Genomic DNA, 22,385 nt, shown 5'->3' with positions numbered 1-22,385 from the left:
CAGAGGTCTTGTTGGACCTTGCCCCATAAGCTACAGCGACTGTAGATACAGGAGAATTCTCATGCTTGCCATTGGCACCCTCGCAAAGCGGACCGGCACGAAGGTGCAGACGATCCGCTACTATGAACAGATCGGTCTCATGCCGGAGCCAGGCCGGACAGAAGGTAACCAACGCCGTTACGGCGATGCCGAGCTGGACCGGCTTGCCTTCATCCGACACTCACGACAACTTGGCTTTTCGCTCGACGCGATCCGCGAGTTGCTGGACCTTTCCGACAGCCCTGGCCGATCATGCGCGGAAGTTGATGCCATCGCCCAAAGGCAGTTAAGGGAGGTCGAAATCCGGATCGACCGGCTCGTGACTTTGCGAACTGAATTGCATCGGATGATCGCCGAGTGTGACAGCAACAGGGTTGCGGATTGTCGCATTCTCGAGGTGTTGCGAGATCACGGCCAATGTCTGACGGATCATGCAAGTGCCGAACGCTGATGCCGGCGGCGCTGATCTATCCTTTGGCCGCCCTTGCGGAGATTGCCGGCTGTTTCGCGATCTGGGCCTGGTGGCGCGGCGCCTCACCGCTGTGGCTGCTGCCGGGCGTCGCGAGCCTCGCCCTCTTTGGCTGGCTACTCGCTCAAGTCGAGGCCGGGTTTGCCGGACGGGCCTATGCTGCCTATGGCGGGGTCTACATCGCCGCATCGCTGCTCTGAATGTGGGCAGTAGAAGGGCAGAGGCCGGGCCTCTGGGACCTCACCGGCGCCGGACTGTGTCTCGTCGGCGCTGCCGTGATACTCGTCGTTCCACGCGTCGTCTAGAAATGTCTTGAAGCTATAGTCACTGTAGCAATTACACCTGTCTCGGGATGATTCGAAGGAGACCGGCCATACAAATCACGACACCACTACTCCAGCCCTCGCGGCTGCTCGACTTCACCGTCGGCCCGATTGAGGATCTGATCGCCCGGCGTGGCTGGCGCGATCTCGACGAGCATGACCGCATCGGCGCCGCCTATGATTTCGTCCGGAACGAGATCCGCTTCGGCTACAACCGTCGTGACGATATCAGGGCGTCCGACGTGCTGACGGACGGTTACGGCCAGTGCAATACCAAGGCCACTTTGCTGATGGCGCTCCTGCGCGGGCTCTCTGTACCCTGCCGACTGCACGGCTTCACGATCCACAAGGCGCTCCAGCGCGGCGTCGTGCCGGAAGCCGTGTATGCCATCGCGCCTGCGGAAATCCTGCATTCATGGGTCGAAGTCCAAGTGGACGGGTCGTGGGTCAATCTCGAGGGCTTCATCCTCGACGCCGCCTACCTTTCAAGGCTCCAAGAGGCATTCCCCGAACGACAGAACCTTTGCGGATATGGCGTAGGGACCGACTGCCTCGGCGCGCCACCCGTCGTCTGGCGTGGCAGTGACACCTACATTCAGAAGACCGGCATCGCTCGCGACCTTGGCCTCTACGACAGTCCCGACACCTTTTATCGTTCGCACCGCCAGGACTTCGGTCCACTGCGCGACTGGCTGTATTCCCGTCTGGTCCGTCACTGGATGAACGCAAGGGTCAGCCGGATTCGCGCGGGCAAGGTTCCGTCGATCCCAGGGTTGTCGGAAACCCATCCTGCTCCTCGCCTGTTGAAACTCAATAAAGGGGGGTCCGCTCCCCCGAAAGCCTGAGGAGGGTGCGTGAAACATCTTTGGATCATTGTCGGATTGGCCCTGCTTCCCGGGCTCGGAAACTTTGCCGGAGGCAGGGTGGCCGAGTTTCTACGGAGCTCTCCGCGGCTTCGCATCGCGCTGAATACAAAATCCGGCATCCTGATCGGTGTGGTGGCGATCGAGTTGATGCACGAAGCACTGAACAACCTCGCCGGATGACGGATTGCCGGGGCCTTTCCCGGTGGCAGTTCCGTCTATTTCGCACTGGTCTGCGCCGGATTGGGAACGCTGCTGCAACGAGGGTTCCGCGAAACAGGATGGCGCGGCCCGAAGAGGAACAAGGAGATGATCGATGCCTCATGACCACAGCCACGCGCACATGGACCCGGAATCGGGTGACCGTAGGGTTTCCATAGCGATCTGGGCGAACGCCCTTTTGACCGTGGCGCAGATCGTCGGCGGCATCCTCTCTGGCAGCCTCGCCCTCATCGCGGATGCGCTTCACAACTTCTCGGACATGGCGTCGCTGGTCATTGCCTTCGTTGCGCGCAAGATCGCGCGCAAGCCCGCAGACGAGCGCATGACCTTCGGCTACGGCCGGATCGAGATCGTGGCGGCGCTGATCAACTATACGACCCTGATACTCGTCGGCGTCTACCTGATCTATGAGGGCGTCATGCGGATGATCGAACCGACGGAAGTCGCGGGCTGGACCGTCGTCATCCTGGGCGGCGTGGCGCTGGCGATCGACACGCTGACGGCGTTACTCACTTACTCGATGCAGAAGGGCAGCGTGAACATCCGCGCGCTCTTTCTGCACAACCTGTCGGACGCGCTCGCCTCGGTCGCGGTGATTATCGGCGGAACGCTTATCGTCCTCTACGATCTACGCTGGGTGGACCCGGCCATCACAATCCTTATCGCGCTCTACATTCTCTACCTTGCACTGACCGAGATCGGCGGGCCGATCCATACTCTTATGCTCGGCAGCCCGCCCGATATCGATGGCAGGAACGTCGTCGATGCAGTGCGCGGCATCGAGGGCGTCGATGACGTTCACCATGTGCATCTGTGGCAGATGCAAGAACACGAAGCGGCGCTGGACTGCCACGTCGTCCTGACCGAGGAGGGCTGGACCCGCATCGAGGCGATCAAGTCTGCGATCAAGGACCGGCTAAGAGGGGACTTTGGCATCACGCATTCCAGTCTCGAGTTCGAGAACATCCATCATGCCCATCACGACGCTGAACTCTTCGGCCACACAGGGGCAAAGAGAGAGGATAACAAGCATTTTCCCCGAAACCCTGAAGGATCATGACGATGTCATCGGTATCGTCTGTGACGGCAAGCTCACCAAAGACGGCCTGAGGCGGATGCATGAACTGCTGCATGAAAGGCTGGCCTCGGCCGATTGCCCGGGGCTGGTCGTCGACCTCACAGGCTTCGCCGGTCACGAGGGGCTGGCCGCGATCCAAGAAGATACAAAGGTGGACACCGCGCATCGCAACAACGTCTCCCGCATCGTAGTCGTCGGCGACAGCAAATGGATGGAATGCGGGACATCGTTCGCAGGCGCGCTGACCCGCGCCGAAATGCGGTGCTTCGACAGTGGCGAGACGGCGTCGGCGGTGGAGTGGGCATGGCAGGCGGGACTGGGCGCCACTCGATGGCAACCAGCGCGCAGGGTGCTTTCAGGTACGTCAACCCAGCCAGACGTCGAGGAACAGCATGATCACAAGCCCGATGGCGAGCCCCAGCGTCGCCTTGTTCTGATGCCCGCTACGGTGGGTTTCGGGAATGATCTCGTGACTAATAACATAGAGCATCGCTCCCGCGGCGAAGGCCAGGCCCCAAGGCAGGAGCGGTTCGGACAGTGTGATGATTCCAGCACCGAGCAGCCCGCCGATCGGTTCGACAATACCGGTCAAGGCTGCGATGCCCCAGGCGCGAAACCTGGGATAACCTTCACCCAGCAGAGAGACGGCCACAGCGAGCCCTTCGGGTGCGTTCTGAAGCCCGATGCCGATCGCAAGCGGCAGACCGCCTTCGAATCCGCCGGATCCAAAACCAACACCGACAGCGAGCCCCTCGGGAAAATTGTGGATCGTGATGGCGATGATGAACAGCCAGACGCGCCGAAGCGAGGCCGCTTCGGGACCTTCGCGGCCAGACCGGAAATGCTCATGCGGCAGCTTTTCATTCATCAGCGCCACCGCGCCCATGCCCAGAAGGATTGAGACGCACACGATGGCAGCGGGCATCGCGCCGTTGTCGAACATGGGCTCTGCCGCATCCAGTGCGGGAATGATCAGCGAAAAGAACGACGCCGCCAGCATCACACCGGCCGCAAATCCGAGTGCCATGTCCCGCGTGGACCGCGAGGGCACCTTGCCGAAAAGGACGGGCACGGCCCCGACGGCGGTCAGGGAGCCAGCCGCGAGGCTGCCCAGGAAACCGAGAGCGATTGGAGAGAGTTCGTTCAAGGATTGCTTCCAGTCAGCGCCATGGCGTCGGCAGAACATAGTTGAGAATGACTTGCAAGTGGGGATGTCATTTCTGCGCGAAGGAGGCTTAAAGAAAAGAGAATATCTTCACGAGTCGTGCAAAAACCGGCCAAGCCCGCTCTTTCCCATAAATCTCGAATTTGAAATACTGAATGGAAATAGAAGGATTGCAAGTTATGCTGACAAGACGCCATTTCATCGGCGCGACCGCCGCCATGTTCTCGCCCGCGATATCCGGAGTTGCCGTCGCCAGCTCTTGGCCGACCGACGAACAGAAGGCCGCGTGGGACGCGCAGGTCACTCCTCCAGGCTACGATCCGGCCACGACGAACCCGTGGGGCCTGCATCCGCGCCTGCTGCCGCAGCGGGTCGAGGCCCGGCCCGGGCTTGTGACCGGCGACATCCATGTCGATGCTGTCGCCCGTTACCTCTATCACATCGAAGAGGGCGGCACGGCCATGCGCTACGGCGTGGCAATTGGTAGGGACGGCCTCTACGAACCGGGCACCTACACCATCAAGCGCAAGGTGGAGTGGCCGCACTGGACGCCAACGCAGGACATGGTCCGCCGCAATCCGGAGATTTACAAAGAAGTCGAAGACGGAATGGAGCCGGGTCCGAAGAACGCACTCGGTTCTCGAGCACTCTATCTCTTTGTCGGCGACCGGGACACGTACCTTCGGATCCACGGCACGCCTCACCCCCGCTCGATCGGCAGTCGGGCCAGTTCGGGCTGCGTGCGTATGGTCATGCCCCACATCAACGACCTTTACGAGCAGGTCGAGATCGGGGTCACGGCTCACCTTTACCCGGCTCCTGGAGACGGTCCGGTCACGGCGCATAGCTGATCGGGCCCCAAGCCCGAAGAGATCTTCGTCGCGCCATGGAACAGGCTGCCCGGTCTGTTCATCCGCCTGCGGCCTGCGCCACGCGCTGCGTGCAGATCGGTCGGCCGTCCACCGTTCGAAGGGGAAGCATCGTCGTCTCGACGGGTCCGGCATGGCGATACCAGTAGCAGCCGTCTTCGGGCCGCAAGCGGACCGACTGCAGGTCCTGATAGGGAGCCGCCATCGTTATCAGTTGAGTCATCATCTCCGCCGAGAGGCCCGTATCCGGGTCTGCCGGGCCGGCGACGGGGATGGCACAGGCACCGAGGGTCAACGGGCCCGCAAGCAGGAGAAGCGTCTTTGCCGATATGCGCGATTGGGTCACTGGTCGTATCCTTTGTCACAATTTTTCATTGTCGTCGGCGATTAGCAGACGCGCGAGCCGCTCATCGAGACGGGCTCGCGCGGTGCCGAGACGAGCGAGCGCTGCGCCATCGTCGGCAACTCGTTCCGCCGCTTCGGCGAGCCGGTCATCCGAGAGGGGGTCAGTGGGCAGGCCATTCACACGCACCTCGTAGTGCAGGTTCGGGCCGGTTGCGGTGCCCGTCGCGCCGACGCGGCCGATGAGATCCCCCGCCGCGACACGGTCGCCTTGGGCAAGCCCGTCTGGGACGGCGCTCAGATGCGCATAACGGGTCATGGTTTCCGACCCATGCGCGATCTCGACAACGCGGCCGTAGCCGCCCCGACGACCGATGAAACTGATGCGTCCGGGTGCGGTCGAATAAACTTGGGTGCCGCGGGCTGCGGCGAAATCGACGCCGGTGTGCATCCTTGTGTCGCCGTAGATCGGGTGCGTCCTGCGCCCGAACACGGAACTGAGCCGCGCGCCCTCGACCGGCTGCGCGAATACGCGCATGACCACGCCATTACGGTAGATCGTGGCCCGCCCGGAGCCATCCTCCGGCCAAACGATCTCGAACAGCGTGTCGCCAAGGTCGAGCGCCGCGAAGGTCAGGTCCGGCTGGCCGACGATGTCGTCGCCGACCCGCGCCTCACGCCACATGAGCCGCAGGGTCTCGCCACCCGTCAGGTCGCGACGGAAATCCACGGCGCCACCCAGCATCTGCGCCAGATCGACCGCGAAGCGCGCCGGGATGCCGCCCGCGTCGAGCGCCGCGAAGACCGAGCTTTCGATGCGGGCCTCACCGGCCAGAATGACGGTTTCGGGATCGGGGGCCACCACGCGCGTCACAACCTGCGCGCCAAAGACAGCCTCGATCCGGACGCCGTCGTCCACCTCCAGAACGACGCGGCTTGGGTTGCCATCCGGGCTGGTGATGACGCTTAGGGCATGTCCCGGACGCAAGCGACGCAGGTCGAACTCTGCCGCAAGTGCAAGCGCCACCTCGGCGCGACCCGGGGCGTCGAGACCTGCCTCCGCGAGAACCGCGTCGAGAGTCTCGCCTGCGGCGATCTCGCGTGACCATGTCCGGAGCGAAGGCTCGACCCTCGGAAGCGATGGCGCGACTACGACGGCAGACGGCAGAGCCGACGGGCTGACCATCGGGGCAACATCCGAACGGGTGAGGGTCGGCCCGAGGACCGGCGCCTCAGTGAGTGCCGGCATGGGCATGGCCTCAGGCGTCCAGACTGCAGCTTCGGCAAGACCGGGCGGAACAGGGTCTCGTGTCCAGGTGCCCGAAAGCGCGAGGGCGGTCGCAGACACGCTTCCCGCCGTCACGATTCCGACCGCCAGATACCTCAGCTTCATGTCGCCCCCTTCGTTTCTTCTTCCAGCGCCCGGCGGATCTTCGGCACTGCGAACTCCCTCGGTTCGTGATAGTCGATCATGCTGACGAACCCGCCGGCCGCGTCGAACAGGAAAACGCTCGCCGTGTGGTTCATGGTGTAGTCGCCGCCGTCGGCCGGAAAACGCTCGTAGCTCGCCCGGAACCCTTCCGCCGCGCGTGCTATCTGATCTTGCGCACCGGTCCAGCCGCGGATCGCCGGATGGAAATAACCGACATACTCGGCCATCGCCTCGACGGTGTCGCGGTCCGGATCCACGGTGATGAAGGCCACGTTCATCTGCCCGGCATCCTCGCCGAGCGCATCGAGCCAGCCGGAAATGTCCGACAGTGTGGTCGGGCAGACGTCGGGGCAGAAGGTGAAGCCGAAGAACACCATGGTCGGACGGCCGACCAGGGTCTCCGGGCCAACCGGCTGCCCCTCGTGATCAGTAAGACGAAAGTCCATTTCAGTGAGCGGTAGGGGAAGGCTTGCCACAGCCTTCGGCGCGCCGGGGCCGTCCACCCGCCACCAGCCGACGAACAGCGTCAGCCCCATGGCGCCCAGAGCAGCGGCGCCGTATCCAAGAGCCGTTCGGCGCCGCATCAGCCGTCCGGCCCGCGCGCCGCGATTCCGAGGATCGGCACGTCGACCGCAATGTCGCCACCATCGGAGAAGCTCAGCGTCAGTGGAAAGCTGTCGCCCTCGGTCATCGGCTTTTGTAGCTGCATCAGCATCGCGTGCAGCCCGCCGGGCTCCAGTTCCGCGGCTTCGCCGGGGGCGATGGCAATCTCGCCCGCAGGCGCCATCGAACTGACACCCTCGGCATTGGTCTTGCTCTCGTGGATCTCCGGCATCATGGCGAGCGGCGTGGAAATGCCGGTCAGCGTGACGGCCTCGTCTCCGGTGTTGCGGATCGTCATGTAAGCCGCGCCGGGGCGGTTGACCCCGATGGAGGCGCGCGCCCACGCGTTTTCGACGACCACATCCTCCGACCCGGCAAGGGCGACACCGGAGGTGAGCGCAAGTGCGGTGAGGGTCGCCAGCAACGGGAGGGTGAGCTTGGTCATTCGCGGTTGTCTCCTTGTCATGCGCGCCACGGTCACGAGCCGCTCGCGGCCACTTCCTCTGCCACCAGCGCGCGCAGTTCGGCCTCGCCGAACGGATCGAGCGGCCGGCCGTTGACGAAGAATGTGGGCGTCTGGCGCACAGCCATGGTTTCGACATCGGCGCGGTCCTGGTTCAGGATCGCCACGACATCCGGCGCGAGCATCTGCGTGCGCGCCGCATCCACATCCAGCCCCGCGGTCGCAGCGACCTCCAGGATCAGCCCCGGAGCCGGCGCGCCATGCGAGGTCCATCGCGGCTGCTCGCGCAGGAGCGCCTCAATCACGGGTTCGTAGACGTCCTGCATCCGGGCCGCCTCGAGCACGCGGATCGCCTCCTCCGACGCTTCGCCGTGGAAAGGCGTGTAGCGGATGGCGACGCGCACCGCGTCGCCATGCTCGGCCATGATGTCCTTGACCACCGGATAGAAGGCGCGGCACGCCTCGCAGGCCGGATCGAAGAACTCGACGATGGTGACGGGGGCATCCTCGGGTCCGAGGATCGGGGAGTAAGACCGCAGCAGCGCCTCGCTCTGTTCTGGCGGGACCGTCGCGGTCGCGGCGACGGACGCGGGACGTGTCGTGAACCAGGCCGCTGCGGCGAAGACGGCAACGGCGACGGCAACAACGGAGAGCATGATAGCGCGACGATTCATAGGCGCGGGTCCTTCAGAGAGAGGGCCGACAGGCTCGCGGTGAGCGTGAAGGCGACAAGCGACAGGAGCGGGATCGGAACCCCGAGGATCAATTGATTGGCGTCGGTGCAGGAGGGGCCGGTCGCCGTGCAAGGCTGGATGGGCTCCGGGATGATGCCGACGTAAAGGCCCATGTGCCAGAGCGCGACGGCCCCGCCGCAGAGGCTGAGCGCCAACCCATACCGTCCGACGCGGGCGTCCTGACACCACAGACCGAGGCCCAGAACGATGGGCAACGGGAACATGAAGGCGCGCTGATACCAGCACAGCAGACAAGGCATCTGGCCCAGCACCTCGCCGATGAACAGCACCGAGAGCGTTGCCACGAGCGCCACCACCCAGGCGGCAGTCAGAGCCGCTTCTGCCGTCAATCCCCGACTCATCCGGCGACGCGCCCCCTCAGATCGGCAAGGATCTCCTCGGCCGGGGTGCCGTAGCTCCAGGCTTTCACGTAACCGCCCTCCGGATCAAACAGGAAGAGCTGCGAGGAATGACCCATCGTGTAGCCGCCGGGTGCCGCGGCCTCCTCGACCTTTTCGTAGAAGATGTGAAAGCTGTCGGCGGTGCGGTCGATCTGGTCGGGCGATCCGGTCAGGCCGACGATCCCGGCCTCGAACCTCGGCACGAAATCTGCGAGGACCGTCGGCGTGTCGCGCTCGGGATCGATGGTGATGAAGAGCGGCTGAACCTGCGCCGCATCCGCGCCCAGCCCGTCCATGACGGCGGCAACCTCGGCCAGCGTCGTCGGGCACACATCGGGGCAATTGGCGAAGCCGAAGAAGATCACCATCCAGCGGCCCGCGTAATCCTCCTGCGTGCGGACCATTCCGGTGTGATCCGTCAATTCGAAATCCGCACGAAACGCAGGCTCGCCCTCCGCAGCCTGGTCGGCTCGATAGTCCGCCCAGAGCAGCAACCAGACGAAAGCCAAGGTGGCAACTCCCGCGAGCGCCCAGAGGATCTTTTGAAGAAACGTCAGTTTCAATGCGGATTGCCTGCCCGTGATTCCCGTTTTCGTTTGGGTGTAAACCCTCAAGCCACTGGAGGTTCAACCTGTTTATTCAGTCGTCACAGCAACGTTACGGAGACCGCTTTTCCATCGCATCACCATGAGTTTGCGCTTGCAGAGAATGTCCGGAAACCGCCCCTAGTGCTGCTCACACGACCGGCTCCAGGACATCACGCGGCGGCGCCGCCACGTTCTCGCCCGAACTAGGCGACTGATCGACATGGAAGGGCGTATTTTGTTGAAAAACTCGCCCTTGATCGAAAGTCCGTCTGCTGATTCAATTCCAGTATAGGGTGGGAGGATCCGGCAATGATGGGACCGCGGCAGGAAGCGCAACCGGCGCTGTTCTACGAGTTCTCACTGGAGGATCACGTCCCTCAAGATCACCTTCTACGATCCATTGACCGGTTCGTCGATCTGAGCAGCATCCGCAGCTACCTCGCCGATTTCTACAGCCATACCGGGCGGCCGTCCGTCGATCCCGAGCTGCTGATCCGGATGCTGCTGGTCGGGTATTGCTTCGGTATCCGGTCCGAGCGGCGGCTCTGCGAGGAGGTGCATCTCAACCTCGCTTATCGTTGGTTCTGCCGTCTCGATCTGAGTGACTGCGTCCCGGACCATTCCACGTTCTCGAAGAACCGGCACGGGCGCTTCCGCGAGAGCGAATTGCTGCGGCACCTGTTCGACACGACCGTCGCGCGGTGCATCGAAGAAGGTCTCGTCAGCGGCCAGCGCATGGCCATCGACGCAAGTTTGATCGAAGCGGATGCCAACAAGCAGAACTCGACGCCGAAGGAGGATTGGGATGCGGGGCAGATCGATCCCGCCAACGCGCCCCGGGCGGTTCGCGAGTATCTCGCCACCCTGGATGAGGCGGCGTTCGGTGCCGCCAGCGAGGTTCAGCCCAAGTTCACCTCCCATTCCGACCCCGCCAGCCAGTGGACAGCGGCCCGCAAGGGCCCGGCATTCTTCAGCTATTCCGATAACTACCTGATCGACACGGACCACGGCGTCATCGTGGACGTGGAGGCTACGAGATCCATCCGACAGGCCGAGGTCGGTTCGACGAAGACCATGCTGAAGCGCGTGAAGGCCAAGTTCGACCTCCACCCCGAGCGCCTGATCGCGGACACCGCCTATGGCACCGCCCCGATGCTGGGCTGGTTGGTCGATCAGAAGATCGCCCCGCATATTCCCGTATTCGACAAGTCCGGGCGCAGTGACGGGACCTGGACCCGCGCCGACTTCGAATGGGACGCCGAGAACGACCAATACATCTGCCCCGAAGGTCACGAGCTGAAGCAGTTCCGCAGAAACTACTCAGACCCCAACCGGGGGCCGAGCGGCAAGGGCACGGCCCGCTATCGCGCCCTGAAGGAAGTCTGCCAAGCGTGTCCTTCCAAGCCGAAGTGCTGCCCGAATGCAGATGCCCGAAAGATCACCCGCGAGGAACACGAAGACGCCCGCCAGGTCGCCCGCGACATCGCCAAGACCGACCAATACGTCATTTCGATGAAGCTGCGAAAGAAGGTCGAGATGCTCTTTGCCCACCTCAAACGGATCCTTGGCCTGAATAGGCTCCGATTACGCGGGCCATGCGGCGCGAATGACGAATTCATCCTCGCCGCAACCGCCCAGAACCTCAGGAAACTGGCCAAGGTCCTTCCCGCACCGCAGAAACCGAGAACCGCCTGACAGGAAAGGTGGAGTGCCATGTTCAGCCGGCGATATTCTGCGCTCGCAAACGGGTGTTTTTCCACAGAATCGGCGGTTTGCAGACCTTCGCTGCAAGTGCGCGATTATTGGTTCTCATAGTGCAAAGCCGACATTCCCCCCTGCCTGCGCGGTAGCTCTTGCCGCGACATGCGCCAAACGCGCCCTTTAATGCCGACCCGGAAACCCCTGCGCCAATGCTGCCGCAAACCCATGGAAGAGTGCCTCAATTTCCGTGTCTGGACGCCCCGCAACAATCGCGCCGAAGAAATTCACCGAGAAAGACACATGCATGACCCCAGCGAATAACAAGTCGATATCCATATCTGGTGAAACTTTGCCGTTATCCTGTAACCGTCTGACACGGAATCGAAAATTTTCATCCGCGAGACCATCGGAATGCACACGCCCCTTTTCTCGAAACTCGGCATCGATAGCGGCGCGACTGACGATCAGCCGCACGATGTCCTCGTCCTTCAGATCGTCGCGTAGCTTTTCGTGCAGGTAACTGTATATCTCGTCTTCCAAGGTATCCTGCGGCGGATAGGACAACCTCCCCTCTCGGCGGCCCGCTACGAACTGATCTGTCAACGCAGTCAGCAAACCCACTTTGCCGCCGAAATACCGGCTGATCAGCGATAGGTTCGCTTGGGCCGCTTCCGCAATCTCGCGCAATCCAGCTGCATCGTATCCGCGTCGGGCAAACACGGCGCGGGCCGCGTTGAGAATGCGGGTCTCGGTCGCGGCGCGGTCTTTTACGATGCTGGCTTTTTTCATTGATATCATCTCCGTGTGAACAACTGTTTACACACGTCAAGTCTCGCCGTAAAGTAAACATACGTTTACACAGAGAGATTCGGAGGATCCTTCATGATTGGCCTTATGCGTGCCGCTATTTTCGAGGCTCTGACGCTCCTCGCCCTGTTTTGCGTGGCGATGCCACTGAAATACTTTGCAGGTGTGTCGCAACTCGTTGCTGTCATGGGGCCGCTCCACGGATTGGCCTTCATGATTTTCCTCTGGTTCGTGATCCGATCCTGGGCGGAAGGTCTGATCGGCTGGACAGGGGCCGCGCGTCTTTTTGTCGGTGCGATGATTCCGTTCGGCGGCTTTGTGAATGAGCGCTGGTTGCGCCGAAAAATGGAACAAAAGTAATGCTCTACGACCTCACTAAAGCCGCACATCTGATTGCACTTTTCGTTTGGCTCGGCGGGATGGCCGCCGTCGCTCTTGCCCTGCGATATCCAGCCTTGATCCATATGAAACCGTTGCGGGCCTATGACAGGGCGGTGTCGTCTCCTGCGATGATCCTCGCCTTGCTTCTCGGCATATCGCTTGGGGTTCAGGGCGGCTGGTTTACATCAGCATGGTTGGGGATGAAGATTGTGCTCGTGCTCGGCCTCTCGGGATTGCACGGTGCTCTGGTCGGAAAACTGCGCCGCGCGGTTCAGGACAACGGGGGTGACGCAAAACCCACGGGTGGCCTGTTCCTGTTTGTCGGGCTGGCCCTATTGTCGCTGATCGTCCTTCTTGTGACGATCAAACCATGATTGCGTCGCGTTGCCAGGTTGGGCCTAAGCCCTCTTTTTCGGAAGAGAAAAAGAGCAGACATTCAAATGAGGAAACGCAACGACAGCAAAGTCCTGCATAGCAGCCATCATCATGCAAAACTGAACCAAACAACGTTCACAGTCGCAGCAAACGGCAGGTTTGAGCCCAAAGCGGCTCCGGCCTTTCGACTGGAAACGCGCTTCCGACTCAGAGGTCAGTCGCTACCAGCCTGGATCCGAAGGATCGTGGCGATGACCACTTTGCGGAACCATCTCTGTTCCGGGTCGGTCTCGAATCTTGGATGCCACATCGCCGACACGGCAATCCCGGGAACCGGAACCGGCAAGGGAAGCCCCACGAGATTGCGCCTGAGAACCGAGCGTGGAACCTGCGCGACAAGGTCAGAGCGGCTCGCAACCTCCATCGCATCCGGAAAGCCCGGAACGATGCCAACCACCTGGCGCGTCAGGCCGAGCTCTGCCAAGGCGGCATCGACCGGCCCGACAGCCAGACCTCGACGGGAGGAAACCACATGAAGGGCGGCCGCGAAGCGTGCAGGCGTGACAGGCGACGCAAGCAGAGGGTGCCCGGGGCGCACGGCTGCGATGAAGTCATCCTCGAAAAGCTTTCGGGTCCGAACTTCCGGCGCGAAATCGCCTAGAACACCGATTTCAAGATCTGCCACGCCGTCGCGCAGGGCGGTCGCATCTTTGGTAGGTTTCGGGGCGAGGTGCAATCGTGCCAGCGGCGCATCCGACTGCATCGCCGCGATCAGGGGGGCGGCGAAGCGGTAGATAAATCCCTCGTTCGCGCGCAGCTGAAAGGTCCGATCAAGCGTCGCCGGATCGAAAGTGTCGTCATCCCTCGCCAGAACGGATTCGATATCGGCCAATATGCCTGGTACCCGGCGGGCCAGTGACATTGCGCGCGGCGTCGGGACCAGACGTGCGCCGGCCCTCACGAACAACGGATCCCCCGTGATCGAGCGAAGCCTGCTGAGGCAGCGGCTCATGGCAGAAACGCTCAGTCCCAACCGCGCGGCTGCCTCCGTCACGCTTTGTGTGGCAAGAAGCGCATCAAGCGCGCGAAAGAGGTTTAGGTCCGGTCTGGTCATCGCCAATTGATGGATACTCAGTGCGTCCAACGCAATAACTTCTTGATGGCAGCGCGTATGGCGCAAGCAGAAGGCGCCCCCTAGGTGAAATGCACCTGCAACAAACCAGAAATGGAACGCCTTCATGCAACGTATTCTGATCATTGGAGCCACGCGCGGGATCGGTCATGCCCTGGCCCAAGAGTTTGTCACCCGTGGTTGGCACGTCACGGGAACGGCCCGACAGGAAGCCGGCACGCCGCTGCACGCCCTGGTGACGCCATGAGGATCATTGCCACCGAAGAACACATGATGACGGCCGAGGTTGCGCAGGCTTGGCAGGCGCTCGGCCTCGAGGTGAGCGACCCAGGCGTTGCTTACCACGGAGTCGGAGACATCGGTCCGCGATTGCTAGGCTTGTCCGAACGCCGTATCGCCGACATGGACGCGGCCGGGATCGACGTTCAGGTCCTGTCGCTGACAACCCCGGCCCTGCATGACCTTGGGCCGGACAGCGTCGACATGGCGCGCCGGGTCAATGACGCCATGGCCGCGGCGATCATGCGCTATCCGGACAGGTTCGAGGCCATGGCCACCTTGCCGATGGCCTGTCCGGAGGCCGCGATCCAAGAGTTGGAGAGATGCATCGTCGAGCTAGGATTCTCGGGGGCCATGCTCTGCGGGCGCGCGGGCGCGCGCAACCTTGACCACCCGGATTTCGCACCAGTCTTCGATCTTGCCGGTCGGCGCCGCATACCCATGCTGCTGCATCCCCGCGTGGCCCCGGACGGGGTACGCAACGCCTGGTTCCACGGCCTCGGGGATCGCGTGGAGATGGCGCTTTCGGGTTTTGCGATAGGCTGGCATCTGGATGCTGGGGTCCAGTTCCTGCGGCTGTTGCTGTCGGGGCTCTTTGATCGAAACCCCGACCTGCCTATCATCCTCGGGCATTGGGGCGAGCTTGTCCTGTATTACGTCGACCGCTTGCAGATCCTTGATCGCGTTTCCGGTCTTCAGCAGCCGCTGGAGGCCTACCTGCGTCGCAATCTTTATTTAGGCGCGAGCGGTATGCTGTCCCACGAGCACATGCGCCGCGCCCTTGGGATCGTGGGCCCGGAACGTCTGCTATTCTCCACAGATTATCCCTACCAAGCCGTGAGCCGGGAGGTCATTTGCACTTTCCTAGATGGTTCCGGACTGCCCGATGAACAACGCGGCCGCTTCGCAGCTGGAAACTGGGATTTGCTTACGTCGCAAATCATTCGGAGCTGAGAAACACCTCGACCATTTTCCCTGTCGGTATCTACGAACGGCAGCTTCGTCCGCACTGCCGACCTTCGCCCTTCAAAAAATGCTGCACGATGCACGAATGGCCGGTCTCGGGAAGCCGCAATGTGGCACCAACGCTGGGCATGAAGGTCGGCTCTGGGCCGTATGTGATTATGGGAGCGAGGCGCCCAGGATGCACGCCGAGCGACCGTAAGTCCCCGTCGAGACCAGCATAGACATTGCAGGCTAAGCGCCGCTCAAGCCCAAGTTACCTTGTCGCAAGAGGTCGAGGAAAAGCGTGACGCGTTGGTCGGATGGCGTCGTTTTGAACAGAAGGCGTGACAGCCGGGGAACTATGGCGACCAGCCTCGCGGTATCCTTTCGCCAGGCAAGGGCGTGCAATCCCCTGTGCGTGATTCCCCAAAGACGCCAGTCGCACATCCCATGCGGAAAACACTCGCCCCTTCGCGCCACCATAGCGGGAGGCAGACATCCCTCCGACTCCTCACTTGGTTGCGTATCGAAGAAATTTCATGCCGAACTCCGATGCGAGAACCTGGCCAGATATCATGTCATGGCAAGCCAGGACTGCGGAAACAGCGCGTCGAAAACACTTGAACCCTATTGTTTTCGCAAGACTTTCTGTTTTCCATCCCGCCCGCCTTTGCCTAAAGGCACCGCGGAACACGCGCGTTCATCCTGTACCCCAGATAGCCCGCCCTGCTGCCTCTCCGATGCGGCCGGGATGGCTCCCTCATGCATTGGACTTGAACATGCAACGCGCCTCGCCCTCCCTTCGCACACTCATCGAACTGTACCTCTCCGCATTCCGCGCGGTCCACCGGAGACCTGATCCTGCCCAGTTGAAAACCGAAGCCCCTTGCCTCGCGAACTGGACCGTCGCGACGCGCGGGCGGGAGATCTTCCTCGTCGGCGATGTCACCGGTCACCCACTACTCGGCGACAGCTGGATCCAGACATCGACCCTGATCTTCGTCTCCGAAGACCGGCAATGGGCCCGGACCCTTTCACGCTGGTACAGGCTCAGGTCTGCCTTCGTCCCGCCTCTGCCGGACGAGTATGCCGGCGTCTCCCTCCGGGGGTATCTCGTATCCGTTGATGACGGCATCATCAGCCTGCCGATGCATATGGCCAGGAAATTCATGGTCAGGCGCCCACAGGAGGTTGCCGATCTGGCCTTCAGCGTCGGGTACGACGACCTTGTCCCCGAGCTGACACGGCTCGCGAGGGCCTGGCCTAATATGCCAAACGAAAATCTCTTTCAAGTACCTCAAGCCCTTTAAAAAATTGATTTTTTTGCTCTCAGACCATGTTGCTCCGGAATCTTTTGCCTACTTCACCAACTATCAGAAGGACACAGAAGCTTGCACCGCCGTGCAGGGGAAGAAACCGAGCTATCGCACCAGGAGGAGAGCGCCATAACGATTTTGACCATCACCTGATCCTGACAGCTGTCCCAAGCCCTGGTCCATGACCTGAGCCCCGGGACAGACCGCTCCACAAGATCCATTTTCCGGGCAGATCAGCGCGGAAACCCCTGACCGCACGGCGGATCGGGACCGGAATTTCTGTGCCCAAAGGAAAGACGCAATGAAGAACGACCCGATCAAAACCGATTTCAAGACCCGGAGCATGACGTCCATGGCCGCAGGCGGCTCCCTCGGGGCCCGCACCAGCCTGGGCCGTGACCCCAGCCACGGCAGGCCGCTGCCGAGCCGCGCGAAGCGCAGGATCCCCAAAAGCTCCAAGGGGCACTTCGTCGGGGAGCTGGTGTTCAATCGCGGCGAGGTCACGCAGCGCCTCGGGTTCGCCAGCATGACCGAACACAACACCGCCGTGTGCTTCATCTATCGCTCGGATTTCCTCGACATCGAGGAACAGCTGGAAGCGCTGCCATTCGTCCTGCCGAACGGGAAGGCGTCCGTACACTACTTCGATTTCCGGGTGACCTTCCGGGGCGGTCGCCGCGTCTGCATTTCCGTCAAGCCGGAGCGCATTGCCCAGACCTATCTCTACCGAGCGACGATGGACCGCATCAAGCTCGCCGCGATCGGCAATATTTGCGACGACGCCCTGACGGTCACCGAGCGCAACATCAACCCCATTGAGCTCCACAACGCCAAGCTCTTCCACTCGGCCCGAAATCCGGAACCCACCCTCGACGCCCATGTCCTTGCCGGGTTGACCACCGTCGAGGCCCCGGTCAGCATCACCGCGTTCCTCGCAGGGATCGGCCTCGGCGGCGCTGGTTTCCGCAGTGTGGCGCGGGCGATCCGCTTCGGGCAGGCCCGGCTCTTCAACCATGAAAAAATCACCGGCAGGACCCTGATCATCCGCGGGGATGTCAGCTGATGGCCGCCCCGTTCAAGAAGAAGGTCAAGGTCCTTCTCGAGAAGGACTGTGAATTCCAGATCGGCGTGCGCAAGGGGCGCGTGCTGGAGCTGCGTCCGGAAGGATACTTCGTTTTCTGGGAAGAATGGACCGACCCGGAAGTCGGCGAGTGCCACGACAGCATCGCAGGCATCTACAGCTACGACGCAGTCGTCACCGAGAACAACCAAGGCACCCTCAAGATCCTCAAGCGTCCCCTGGCAAAGCCATTCGACGCCACGACTGTGCGCCGTAGCCACCGCGTTCAGACCGAGATCGCCCGACAACGGTTCCGCAAGCAATTCGTCCTTGCGATCCAGAACATGCTGGACAGGGGACAACTCGAGCCGGTCCGGGACGATTTCGGCGACAAGATTGTCAGCATCGTCGCCAATGGCTCGCAGAGATACCGCGAGTATCTGGCCGCACAGTCCATGCGGACCTCCAAGCGTGGTGGCACCAGGGTTCAAAAGCGCAGAAAGGAGCAGGAACGCGCCGTCGAATTCCATCAGGGCTTCAAGTCCGGACACACCATGTGGAAATGGTACTGGCGGTGGAAAATCCACGGCGACGATGGCCTGTTCGATCAGTACCGTAACTGCGGTCGCTACACGCGCTATGACGACGAAACGTCCAGTTTCATCGAGCGGCAGCTCAATATGCTGTGGGACGCCGAGCGTCCGACTGTGAAATCTTTCGTGGAAAGCGTGCAGGCCGCGATCGATGCCGAGAACGATCGCCGGGAGCGCCTGCCTGTCCCCGCGCCGAAGCTCAAACGCCCCGGCTACGATCATCTTGCCGGCAAGATCCGGGAGCTCGCGCCGATCGAGCACGCCATACGCAGACACGGGCGGGACAGGGCGTACAAGGATCTTCACACTTTGGGGATGGGGGTCGAGACCTCGAGAGCCTTGGAGCGCGTGGAGGTCGATGAATACACGGTCGACCTTTTCGTCCTCATGCGAGACACCGACCTCTTCGATCATCTTCCGGCCTCGATCAAGCAGGTGATCGGCTTGGACGGTAACGCATGCAGGGTTACACTATCGGGCGCGATTGACGTTCATACCAGGTCCTTTCTCGCCCTGCAGATCGTGCCTCAGGCAACTGACAGTCCACTCGCCCAGACGCTCGAGATGATCTACATGGACAAGTCGCCGATCGCTGATGCGGTTGGCGCGAAGTTCGGCTGGCCGATGGGCGGCGCGCCCGAAGCGATCGTGTTCGACCGTGGCGACAAGTACATCACCGATGACGCCTACGACATCCTGGCGGATCTGGGGATTACCAATCTAGGGGCGCCCGCCGGAAAACCTTGGCTGAAGCCGTATATCGAGCGCGTCTTCCGGACGATCCACAAGGATCTGCTCCTGCGCTTCTCCGGGCGCGCCTTCAGCAACGTTGTCGAACGCGGCGAGAACGACGCCGGTGCGCGGGCGACCCTGACACTGGAGGCCTTCCTCTGCTGGCTCGTTCGGTGGGTTGTCGATGCCTATCATACCAAGCAGCACTCTGCGCTCGGCATGTCCCCGGCCAAGGCCTGGGAGAAGGCCATCCGGGAATGCCGGCTGCGCTCGCTGACCAGCGAGGAGATGCGTGAGGCCTTCGGCGTGAAGGTCCGCCGCAAGCTCTCCCGCAAAGGCTTCCGGGTTCGGCATATCGACTATCATTCCGACCGGCTCATGAGGAAGTTTCTCCGGGAGAAAGTTGATCAGGTCGAGATCCTTTGGTGGAACGGAGACATCGGCGGCATTTCCATGCGTGCCGACAATGGCCCCTGGCACACCGTCCCGGCCTGCGATCCGTTCTGGATCGGCAAGACCGAAGTGGATCTGAACGCCTGGTTGGCCGAGCGCGACTGTGAGGATGACGCCGAGCGCGCTGCACGGCGTGATTTCACCATCGCGGCCAACGCCGAATCCTACCGCCTGAAACGACTGGCGGGACTGATCTCCTTTCCGAAAACCGCCGAAGACCTCGACACCGAGACGGACCGTTTCATGCGCCATGCCGATACCGCAGAGCGCCGTCACGCTGCCGGGCCCTATCGCGATTTGATGGGAGATCTCGGTGCTGGCCCCCCTGAGGACACCGAAATGCCCCTCCCCCGCCCCATCGCGGGTGCCGGCGTCGAAGACGACGACCGGGATCCCATCGAAAAAGACACCATGGAGTAACAGAGATGACGTCCAGCCCGCCCGACAAGACCCCGATCACCCTCACCGAGAAAACCGCCTGGCTGAAGGACCGCTACTGGCGCTTCGGCATGGAGGAGGTTCTGGAAGACCATCTGCATGATCTCTTCGAGATCGATGACGAAGGGGAAATGACCGTGCAGCCGCGCATCGATCCTCTGACGGGTGAGAGCAAAGGGCTCATGGTTCTCGGGCGCTCCGGGGATGGCAAGACAGCCCTCCTGAAGCGCACGCTGCGGGCAAGCTCGACTTTCACCGAGAGGACCGATGATCAGGAAGGGAACACCCTCTACATCACCGTTCCGCCCGAGGCGACGATCAAGAAAATTGCCGAACTGATCCTGGCGAAAACGGGGTATCACAAGCTCGACCCAAGGGCGCGCTCGGCCGATGCCTGGGAAATGGTCATGCATCGTCTTGGCCTGGCCGGGATCCGCATGATCGTGATCGACGAATGCCACCACATCTTTCGGAAGGGTTCAGGGCGTGACGTCATGGGGGCGATCCAGTCGTTGAAGCACATCATGCAGTCGGCGGGCGGCGTGGCCCTTATCATCGCCGGTGTTCCCAGCCTGCGTGGTGAGATCCTTTCCGAACCGTCTGGCGAGACGTTCCGCCGCTTCCAAGAGTTCCATCTCAGCGACATTCGCCCCGGCACCAGGGAAGCGAAACTTTTCGAGACGAACTTCGGAAAGTCTGCCGCAATGCTCGGCATCGAAGTACCCGATGAGGCGTTTCTTCCCGAACGCATCCTGTTCGCCAAGCACGGACAGGTCGGCCGGAGCATCGAACTGGGCAAGGCGATCCTCCACGATGCGGTCGCCCGGAAACGCGGCGTGCTGTCGTTTGAGCGGGCCGAGGCGATCTATCGCAAGAGCAGCAGCGGTTTCGACATGACGCCTTTCCACGCTGCCGAATGGGGCGCGGTCCAGCAGGAGCTTGAGGCCCTCGGGTGGGGCCAATGAGGGCGCTGTGGCCAACACTTGCCCTGGATCCCGAGGAAACCCTCCTTTCCTACGCCGACCGTCTCTCGATGCTCCATACCGGTCGCGGCATGGAACGGTTGCTGAAGGACTACGGCATCCACCGTGAGCACTTCGTATCCGGGCGCCCCGACGCCGTGGCGGCCCTGGCGGAAGCGACCGGCCATGCCCTGGAGGACGTGGGGCGGGCGGCCATCCGGGTCTCTCGGTGGGGTGGTGAGTTTCGCGGCGAGGATTGCTCGAAGTCCTTCCTCTCTCCGCAAGCGAAACGGTATTGCCCGGCCTGCCTGGAGGAGGATGGGGACTACACCGATTGGCGTTTCCGCCTCGTGTGGGGCTTTCGCCACGTGCAGCGCTGCGACAGGCATGGACTCTGGCTGGCACCGGCATCCCGCGGAACGGCGACGAACCTCAGGGTCGCCCTGAACGATGTGACTCCGGCCACGCCGGCAAGGGCCGACCCCGCCTCCCCCGAATACCTCCCCTGGCTCGATAACCGCCTGCAGGGACGCACCGCCCAGGAAACGCCCTGGATGGCCGGCCAGACGCTGGAACAGGTTCTGGCGGCCTCCGAAATGATCGGTGGCATCTTGCAACACGGCCACGATGTGCCCCTGACGAAGCTTTCCCCGGCCAAGACCGAGGAGGCCACCGACATCGGTTTTTCCATCTACAAGGAGGGGCGCACCGCGATCGAAGAGGCGCTGGACACGATCCGTCAGTCATCTCAGGCCTCGGCGGTCCAGGCCGGCCCCCTCGCCTATTACGGCAAGCTGTTCGACTGGCTCGATCGGCGCGGCAACGCCATCGAGCCCGGTCCGATCCGGGACATCCTGCGCGATCATATCGTGAAGCATTCGGCGGTAGAGCCCGGCACCAAGGTCCTCGGCGTCGAGATCAAGGAACGGCACTGGCATACTCTCCAGAGCCTCTCTGACACCGTTGGCATCGAACGGAGACGCCTGGCCCGCCTCCTGAAAAGCCTCGGTGAACTCCCGTCCGATGCCACCGAAACCGAGAGCGGAACCATGGTGTTCGATGCGGTCACGACCTTGCCGCTGGTGGAGGCCTTCGGGACCGCAATCCCCCTGCGTGATCTCCCCGTGTATCTGGGCGGGACCAGGTCTCAGTTGGAGGTGCTGTACCGCAACGGGACCGTTCAGCCCCTGATCCCGAGAAAGAAGCGCGGCTCCGTTCGCAAGGTCGTTTTTGCCCGTGCCCATCTCGACGATCTTCTGGGCCAGATCGCCCGACTGCCGGAAATGGCCGCATCTACGCCCGGTGATCTGCACCCGCTTTCCTATGCCAGCCAGCGCGGCGCCGGACGGTTCGAGGTCCTGTTTGCGGCGTGTCTCGCCGGGAACATCCCTGCTTTCCGTCATCCGCGAAAAACTGGGATCGGGTCGATCACCGTCAATGTCGGGGAGTTGCTTGCGGCAAAAGCTGCCAACTGATCGCTTCCGGATACCGTCTTGTCCAAGCCCGCCTCGGCGGGCTTTTTTGTTGCGATATCTCCGCCTTCGCGGGATCTTACCCCAATTCTCGCGGGATCTTTGCTCCGAGGCGGACATGGAGGAAATCAACCTATTGTTTCTGAACG

25 protein-coding genes and 2 pseudogenes are annotated in these 22,385 nt (G+C 62.2%); 17 read left to right on the top strand and 10 right to left on the bottom strand.

The genetic code is table 11. The features are described 5' to 3' along the window. Positions 1-61 precede the first annotated feature (61 nt). The 6 genes and pseudogenes from PSAL_RS16550 to PSAL_RS19325 form a co-directional block, all read left to right on the top strand. Positions 62-490, top strand: a complete 429-nt coding sequence (locus PSAL_RS16550; protein ID WP_119840572.1) for a MerR family transcriptional regulator — start codon at positions 62-64, stop codon at positions 488-490. Next, positions 490-813: pseudogene (locus PSAL_RS16545) on the top strand (YnfA family protein). Before PSAL_RS16550 ends, PSAL_RS16545 begins: the two are co-directional and overlap by 1 nt. A gap of 47 nt (positions 814-860) precedes the next feature. Continuing rightward, positions 861-1,676 carry a transglutaminase-like domain-containing protein gene (locus PSAL_RS16540; RefSeq protein WP_408004191.1) on the top strand — a complete coding sequence of 272 codons (816 nt, stop codon included), beginning with the start codon at positions 861-863 and terminating at the stop codon, positions 1,674-1,676. A gap of 9 nt (positions 1,677-1,685) precedes the next feature. Next, positions 1,686-1,877, top strand: coding sequence for a ZIP family metal transporter (locus PSAL_RS16535; protein WP_119840573.1), 192 nt, complete (start codon positions 1,686-1,688; stop codon positions 1,875-1,877). Positions 1,878-2,010: 133 nt separating this feature from the next. After that, positions 2,011-2,976, top strand: coding sequence for a cation diffusion facilitator family transporter (locus tag PSAL_RS16530; RefSeq protein WP_119840574.1), 966 nt, complete (start codon positions 2,011-2,013; stop codon positions 2,974-2,976). Next, positions 2,888-3,283: pseudogene (locus tag PSAL_RS19325) on the top strand (STAS/SEC14 domain-containing protein); the annotation flags it as partial. The gene PSAL_RS16530 and the pseudogene PSAL_RS19325, both read left to right, overlap by 89 nt. Before the next feature lie 75 nt (positions 3,284-3,358). Here the strand turns inward: PSAL_RS19325 and PSAL_RS16520 are convergent. Next, a complete protein-coding gene (locus PSAL_RS16520) occupies positions 3,359-4,141 on the bottom strand; it encodes a ZIP family metal transporter (RefSeq protein WP_119840587.1) in 783 nt (260 codons plus the stop codon). A 197-nt stretch (positions 4,142-4,338) separates the two neighbouring features. On the opposite strand from PSAL_RS16520, the gene PSAL_RS16515 reads away from it, so the two are divergent. Then, complete coding sequence (locus PSAL_RS16515; protein ID WP_119840575.1) at positions 4,339-5,010, top strand: L,D-transpeptidase; 672 nt, start codon at positions 4,339-4,341, stop codon at positions 5,008-5,010. A 58-nt stretch (positions 5,011-5,068) separates the two neighbouring features. On the opposite strand, the gene PSAL_RS16510 is transcribed toward PSAL_RS16515, so the two are convergent. The 7 genes from PSAL_RS16510 to PSAL_RS16480 are packed head-to-tail and all read right to left on the bottom strand — an operon-like array spanning position 5,069 to position 9,566. Next, on the bottom strand, positions 5,069-5,374 hold the full coding sequence (locus tag PSAL_RS16510) for a hypothetical protein (RefSeq protein WP_408004190.1): 306 nt from the start codon (positions 5,372-5,374) through the stop codon (positions 5,069-5,071). 15 nt (positions 5,375-5,389) lie between these two features. Next, positions 5,390-6,763: a M23 family metallopeptidase gene (locus tag PSAL_RS16505; protein ID WP_119840576.1), complete on the bottom strand. Its 1,374-nt coding sequence runs from the start codon at positions 6,761-6,763 to the stop codon at positions 5,390-5,392. Further along, complete coding sequence (locus PSAL_RS16500; RefSeq protein ID WP_119840577.1) at positions 6,760-7,386, bottom strand: SCO family protein; 627 nt, start codon at positions 7,384-7,386, stop codon at positions 6,760-6,762. The genes PSAL_RS16505 and PSAL_RS16500 overlap by 4 nt, the downstream gene beginning before the upstream one ends. Further along, positions 7,386-7,850, bottom strand: a complete 465-nt coding sequence (locus PSAL_RS16495; RefSeq protein ID WP_119840578.1) for a copper chaperone PCu(A)C — start codon at positions 7,848-7,850, stop codon at positions 7,386-7,388. Before PSAL_RS16495 ends, PSAL_RS16500 begins: the two co-directional genes overlap by 1 nt. Before the next feature lie 32 nt (positions 7,851-7,882). Then, positions 7,883-8,542 (bottom strand): thioredoxin domain-containing protein, encoded by a 660-nt coding sequence (locus tag PSAL_RS16490; RefSeq protein ID WP_119840579.1) that lies wholly within the window; start codon positions 8,540-8,542, stop codon positions 7,883-7,885. Beyond that, positions 8,539-8,964: a disulfide bond formation protein B gene (locus tag PSAL_RS16485; RefSeq protein WP_119840580.1), complete on the bottom strand. Its 426-nt coding sequence runs from the start codon at positions 8,962-8,964 to the stop codon at positions 8,539-8,541. The genes PSAL_RS16490 and PSAL_RS16485 overlap by 4 nt, the downstream gene beginning before the upstream one ends. Then, complete coding sequence (locus tag PSAL_RS16480) at positions 8,961-9,566, bottom strand: SCO family protein (protein ID WP_119840581.1); 606 nt, start codon at positions 9,564-9,566, stop codon at positions 8,961-8,963. The genes PSAL_RS16485 and PSAL_RS16480 overlap by 4 nt, the downstream gene beginning before the upstream one ends. A gap of 333 nt (positions 9,567-9,899) precedes the next feature. On the opposite strand from PSAL_RS16480, the gene PSAL_RS16475 reads away from it, so the two are divergent. Next, complete coding sequence (locus PSAL_RS16475; RefSeq protein WP_119840582.1) at positions 9,900-11,285, top strand: transposase; 1,386 nt, start codon at positions 9,900-9,902, stop codon at positions 11,283-11,285. A 186-nt stretch (positions 11,286-11,471) separates the two neighbouring features. Here the strand turns inward: PSAL_RS16475 and PSAL_RS16470 are convergent, their stop codons facing one another. Next, positions 11,472-12,080, bottom strand: coding sequence for a TetR/AcrR family transcriptional regulator (locus PSAL_RS16470; protein WP_196222847.1), 609 nt, complete (start codon positions 12,078-12,080; stop codon positions 11,472-11,474). A gap of 93 nt (positions 12,081-12,173) precedes the next feature. Here PSAL_RS16470 and PSAL_RS16465 point away from each other — a divergent pair, with 93 nt between their 5' ends. Both PSAL_RS16465 and PSAL_RS16460 read left to right on the top strand, forming a co-directional pair. Continuing rightward, complete coding sequence (locus tag PSAL_RS16465) at positions 12,174-12,458, top strand: DUF3817 domain-containing protein (RefSeq protein ID WP_119840378.1); 285 nt, start codon at positions 12,174-12,176, stop codon at positions 12,456-12,458. Continuing rightward, the gene (locus PSAL_RS16460) at positions 12,458-12,853 is read left to right on the top strand and encodes a CopD family protein (protein WP_119840377.1); all 396 of its coding nucleotides are present in this window, start codon (positions 12,458-12,460) and stop codon (positions 12,851-12,853) included. The genes PSAL_RS16465 and PSAL_RS16460 overlap by 1 nt, the downstream gene beginning before the upstream one ends. A 215-nt stretch (positions 12,854-13,068) precedes the next feature. Here the strand turns inward: PSAL_RS16460 and PSAL_RS16455 are convergent, their stop codons facing one another. Then, positions 13,069-14,094: a LysR family transcriptional regulator gene (locus tag PSAL_RS16455; protein WP_196941871.1), complete on the bottom strand. Its 1,026-nt coding sequence runs from the start codon at positions 14,092-14,094 to the stop codon at positions 13,069-13,071. On the opposite strand from PSAL_RS16455, the gene PSAL_RS16450 reads away from it, so the two are divergent. The 7 genes from PSAL_RS16450 (at position 14,093) to PSAL_RS16420 (ending at position 22,239) form a co-directional block, all read left to right on the top strand. Continuing rightward, positions 14,093-14,233, top strand: a complete 141-nt coding sequence (locus PSAL_RS16450) for an SDR family NAD(P)-dependent oxidoreductase (RefSeq protein WP_119840380.1) — start codon at positions 14,093-14,095, stop codon at positions 14,231-14,233. The genes PSAL_RS16455 and PSAL_RS16450 overlap by 2 nt on opposite strands. Before the next feature lie 23 nt (positions 14,234-14,256). Beyond that, complete coding sequence (locus tag PSAL_RS16445) at positions 14,257-15,219, top strand: amidohydrolase family protein (RefSeq protein WP_196941872.1); 963 nt, start codon at positions 14,257-14,259, stop codon at positions 15,217-15,219. A gap of 530 nt (positions 15,220-15,749) precedes the next feature. Continuing rightward, positions 15,750-16,520 carry a DUF6634 family protein gene (locus tag PSAL_RS19350; protein WP_331274413.1) on the top strand — a complete coding sequence of 257 codons (771 nt, stop codon included), beginning with the start codon at positions 15,750-15,752 and terminating at the stop codon, positions 16,518-16,520. Positions 16,521-16,827: 307 nt separating this feature from the next. Further along, complete coding sequence (locus tag PSAL_RS16435; protein ID WP_119837612.1) at positions 16,828-17,589, top strand: hypothetical protein; 762 nt, start codon at positions 16,828-16,830, stop codon at positions 17,587-17,589. Then, complete coding sequence (locus tag PSAL_RS16430) at positions 17,589-19,784, top strand: DDE-type integrase/transposase/recombinase (RefSeq protein WP_119837613.1); 2,196 nt, start codon at positions 17,589-17,591, stop codon at positions 19,782-19,784. The genes PSAL_RS16435 and PSAL_RS16430 overlap by 1 nt, the downstream gene beginning before the upstream one ends. Positions 19,785-19,789: 5 nt before the next feature. Further along, positions 19,790-20,767 (top strand): TniB family NTP-binding protein, encoded by a 978-nt coding sequence (locus tag PSAL_RS16425; RefSeq protein ID WP_119837614.1) that lies wholly within the window; start codon positions 19,790-19,792, stop codon positions 20,765-20,767. Further along, complete coding sequence (locus tag PSAL_RS16420; protein ID WP_119837615.1) at positions 20,764-22,239, top strand: TniQ family protein; 1,476 nt, start codon at positions 20,764-20,766, stop codon at positions 22,237-22,239. The genes PSAL_RS16425 and PSAL_RS16420 overlap by 4 nt, the downstream gene beginning before the upstream one ends. Positions 22,240-22,385: the final 146 nt, after the last annotated feature.

It is taken from the genome of Pseudooceanicola algae, from assembly GCF_003590145.2.
Classification (GTDB): Bacteria; Pseudomonadota; Alphaproteobacteria; order Rhodobacterales; family Rhodobacteraceae; genus Pseudooceanicola; species Pseudooceanicola algae.
The sequence above is the reverse complement of the archived record's forward strand: the minus strand, read 5'-3'. Positions and strand labels throughout refer to the sequence as shown.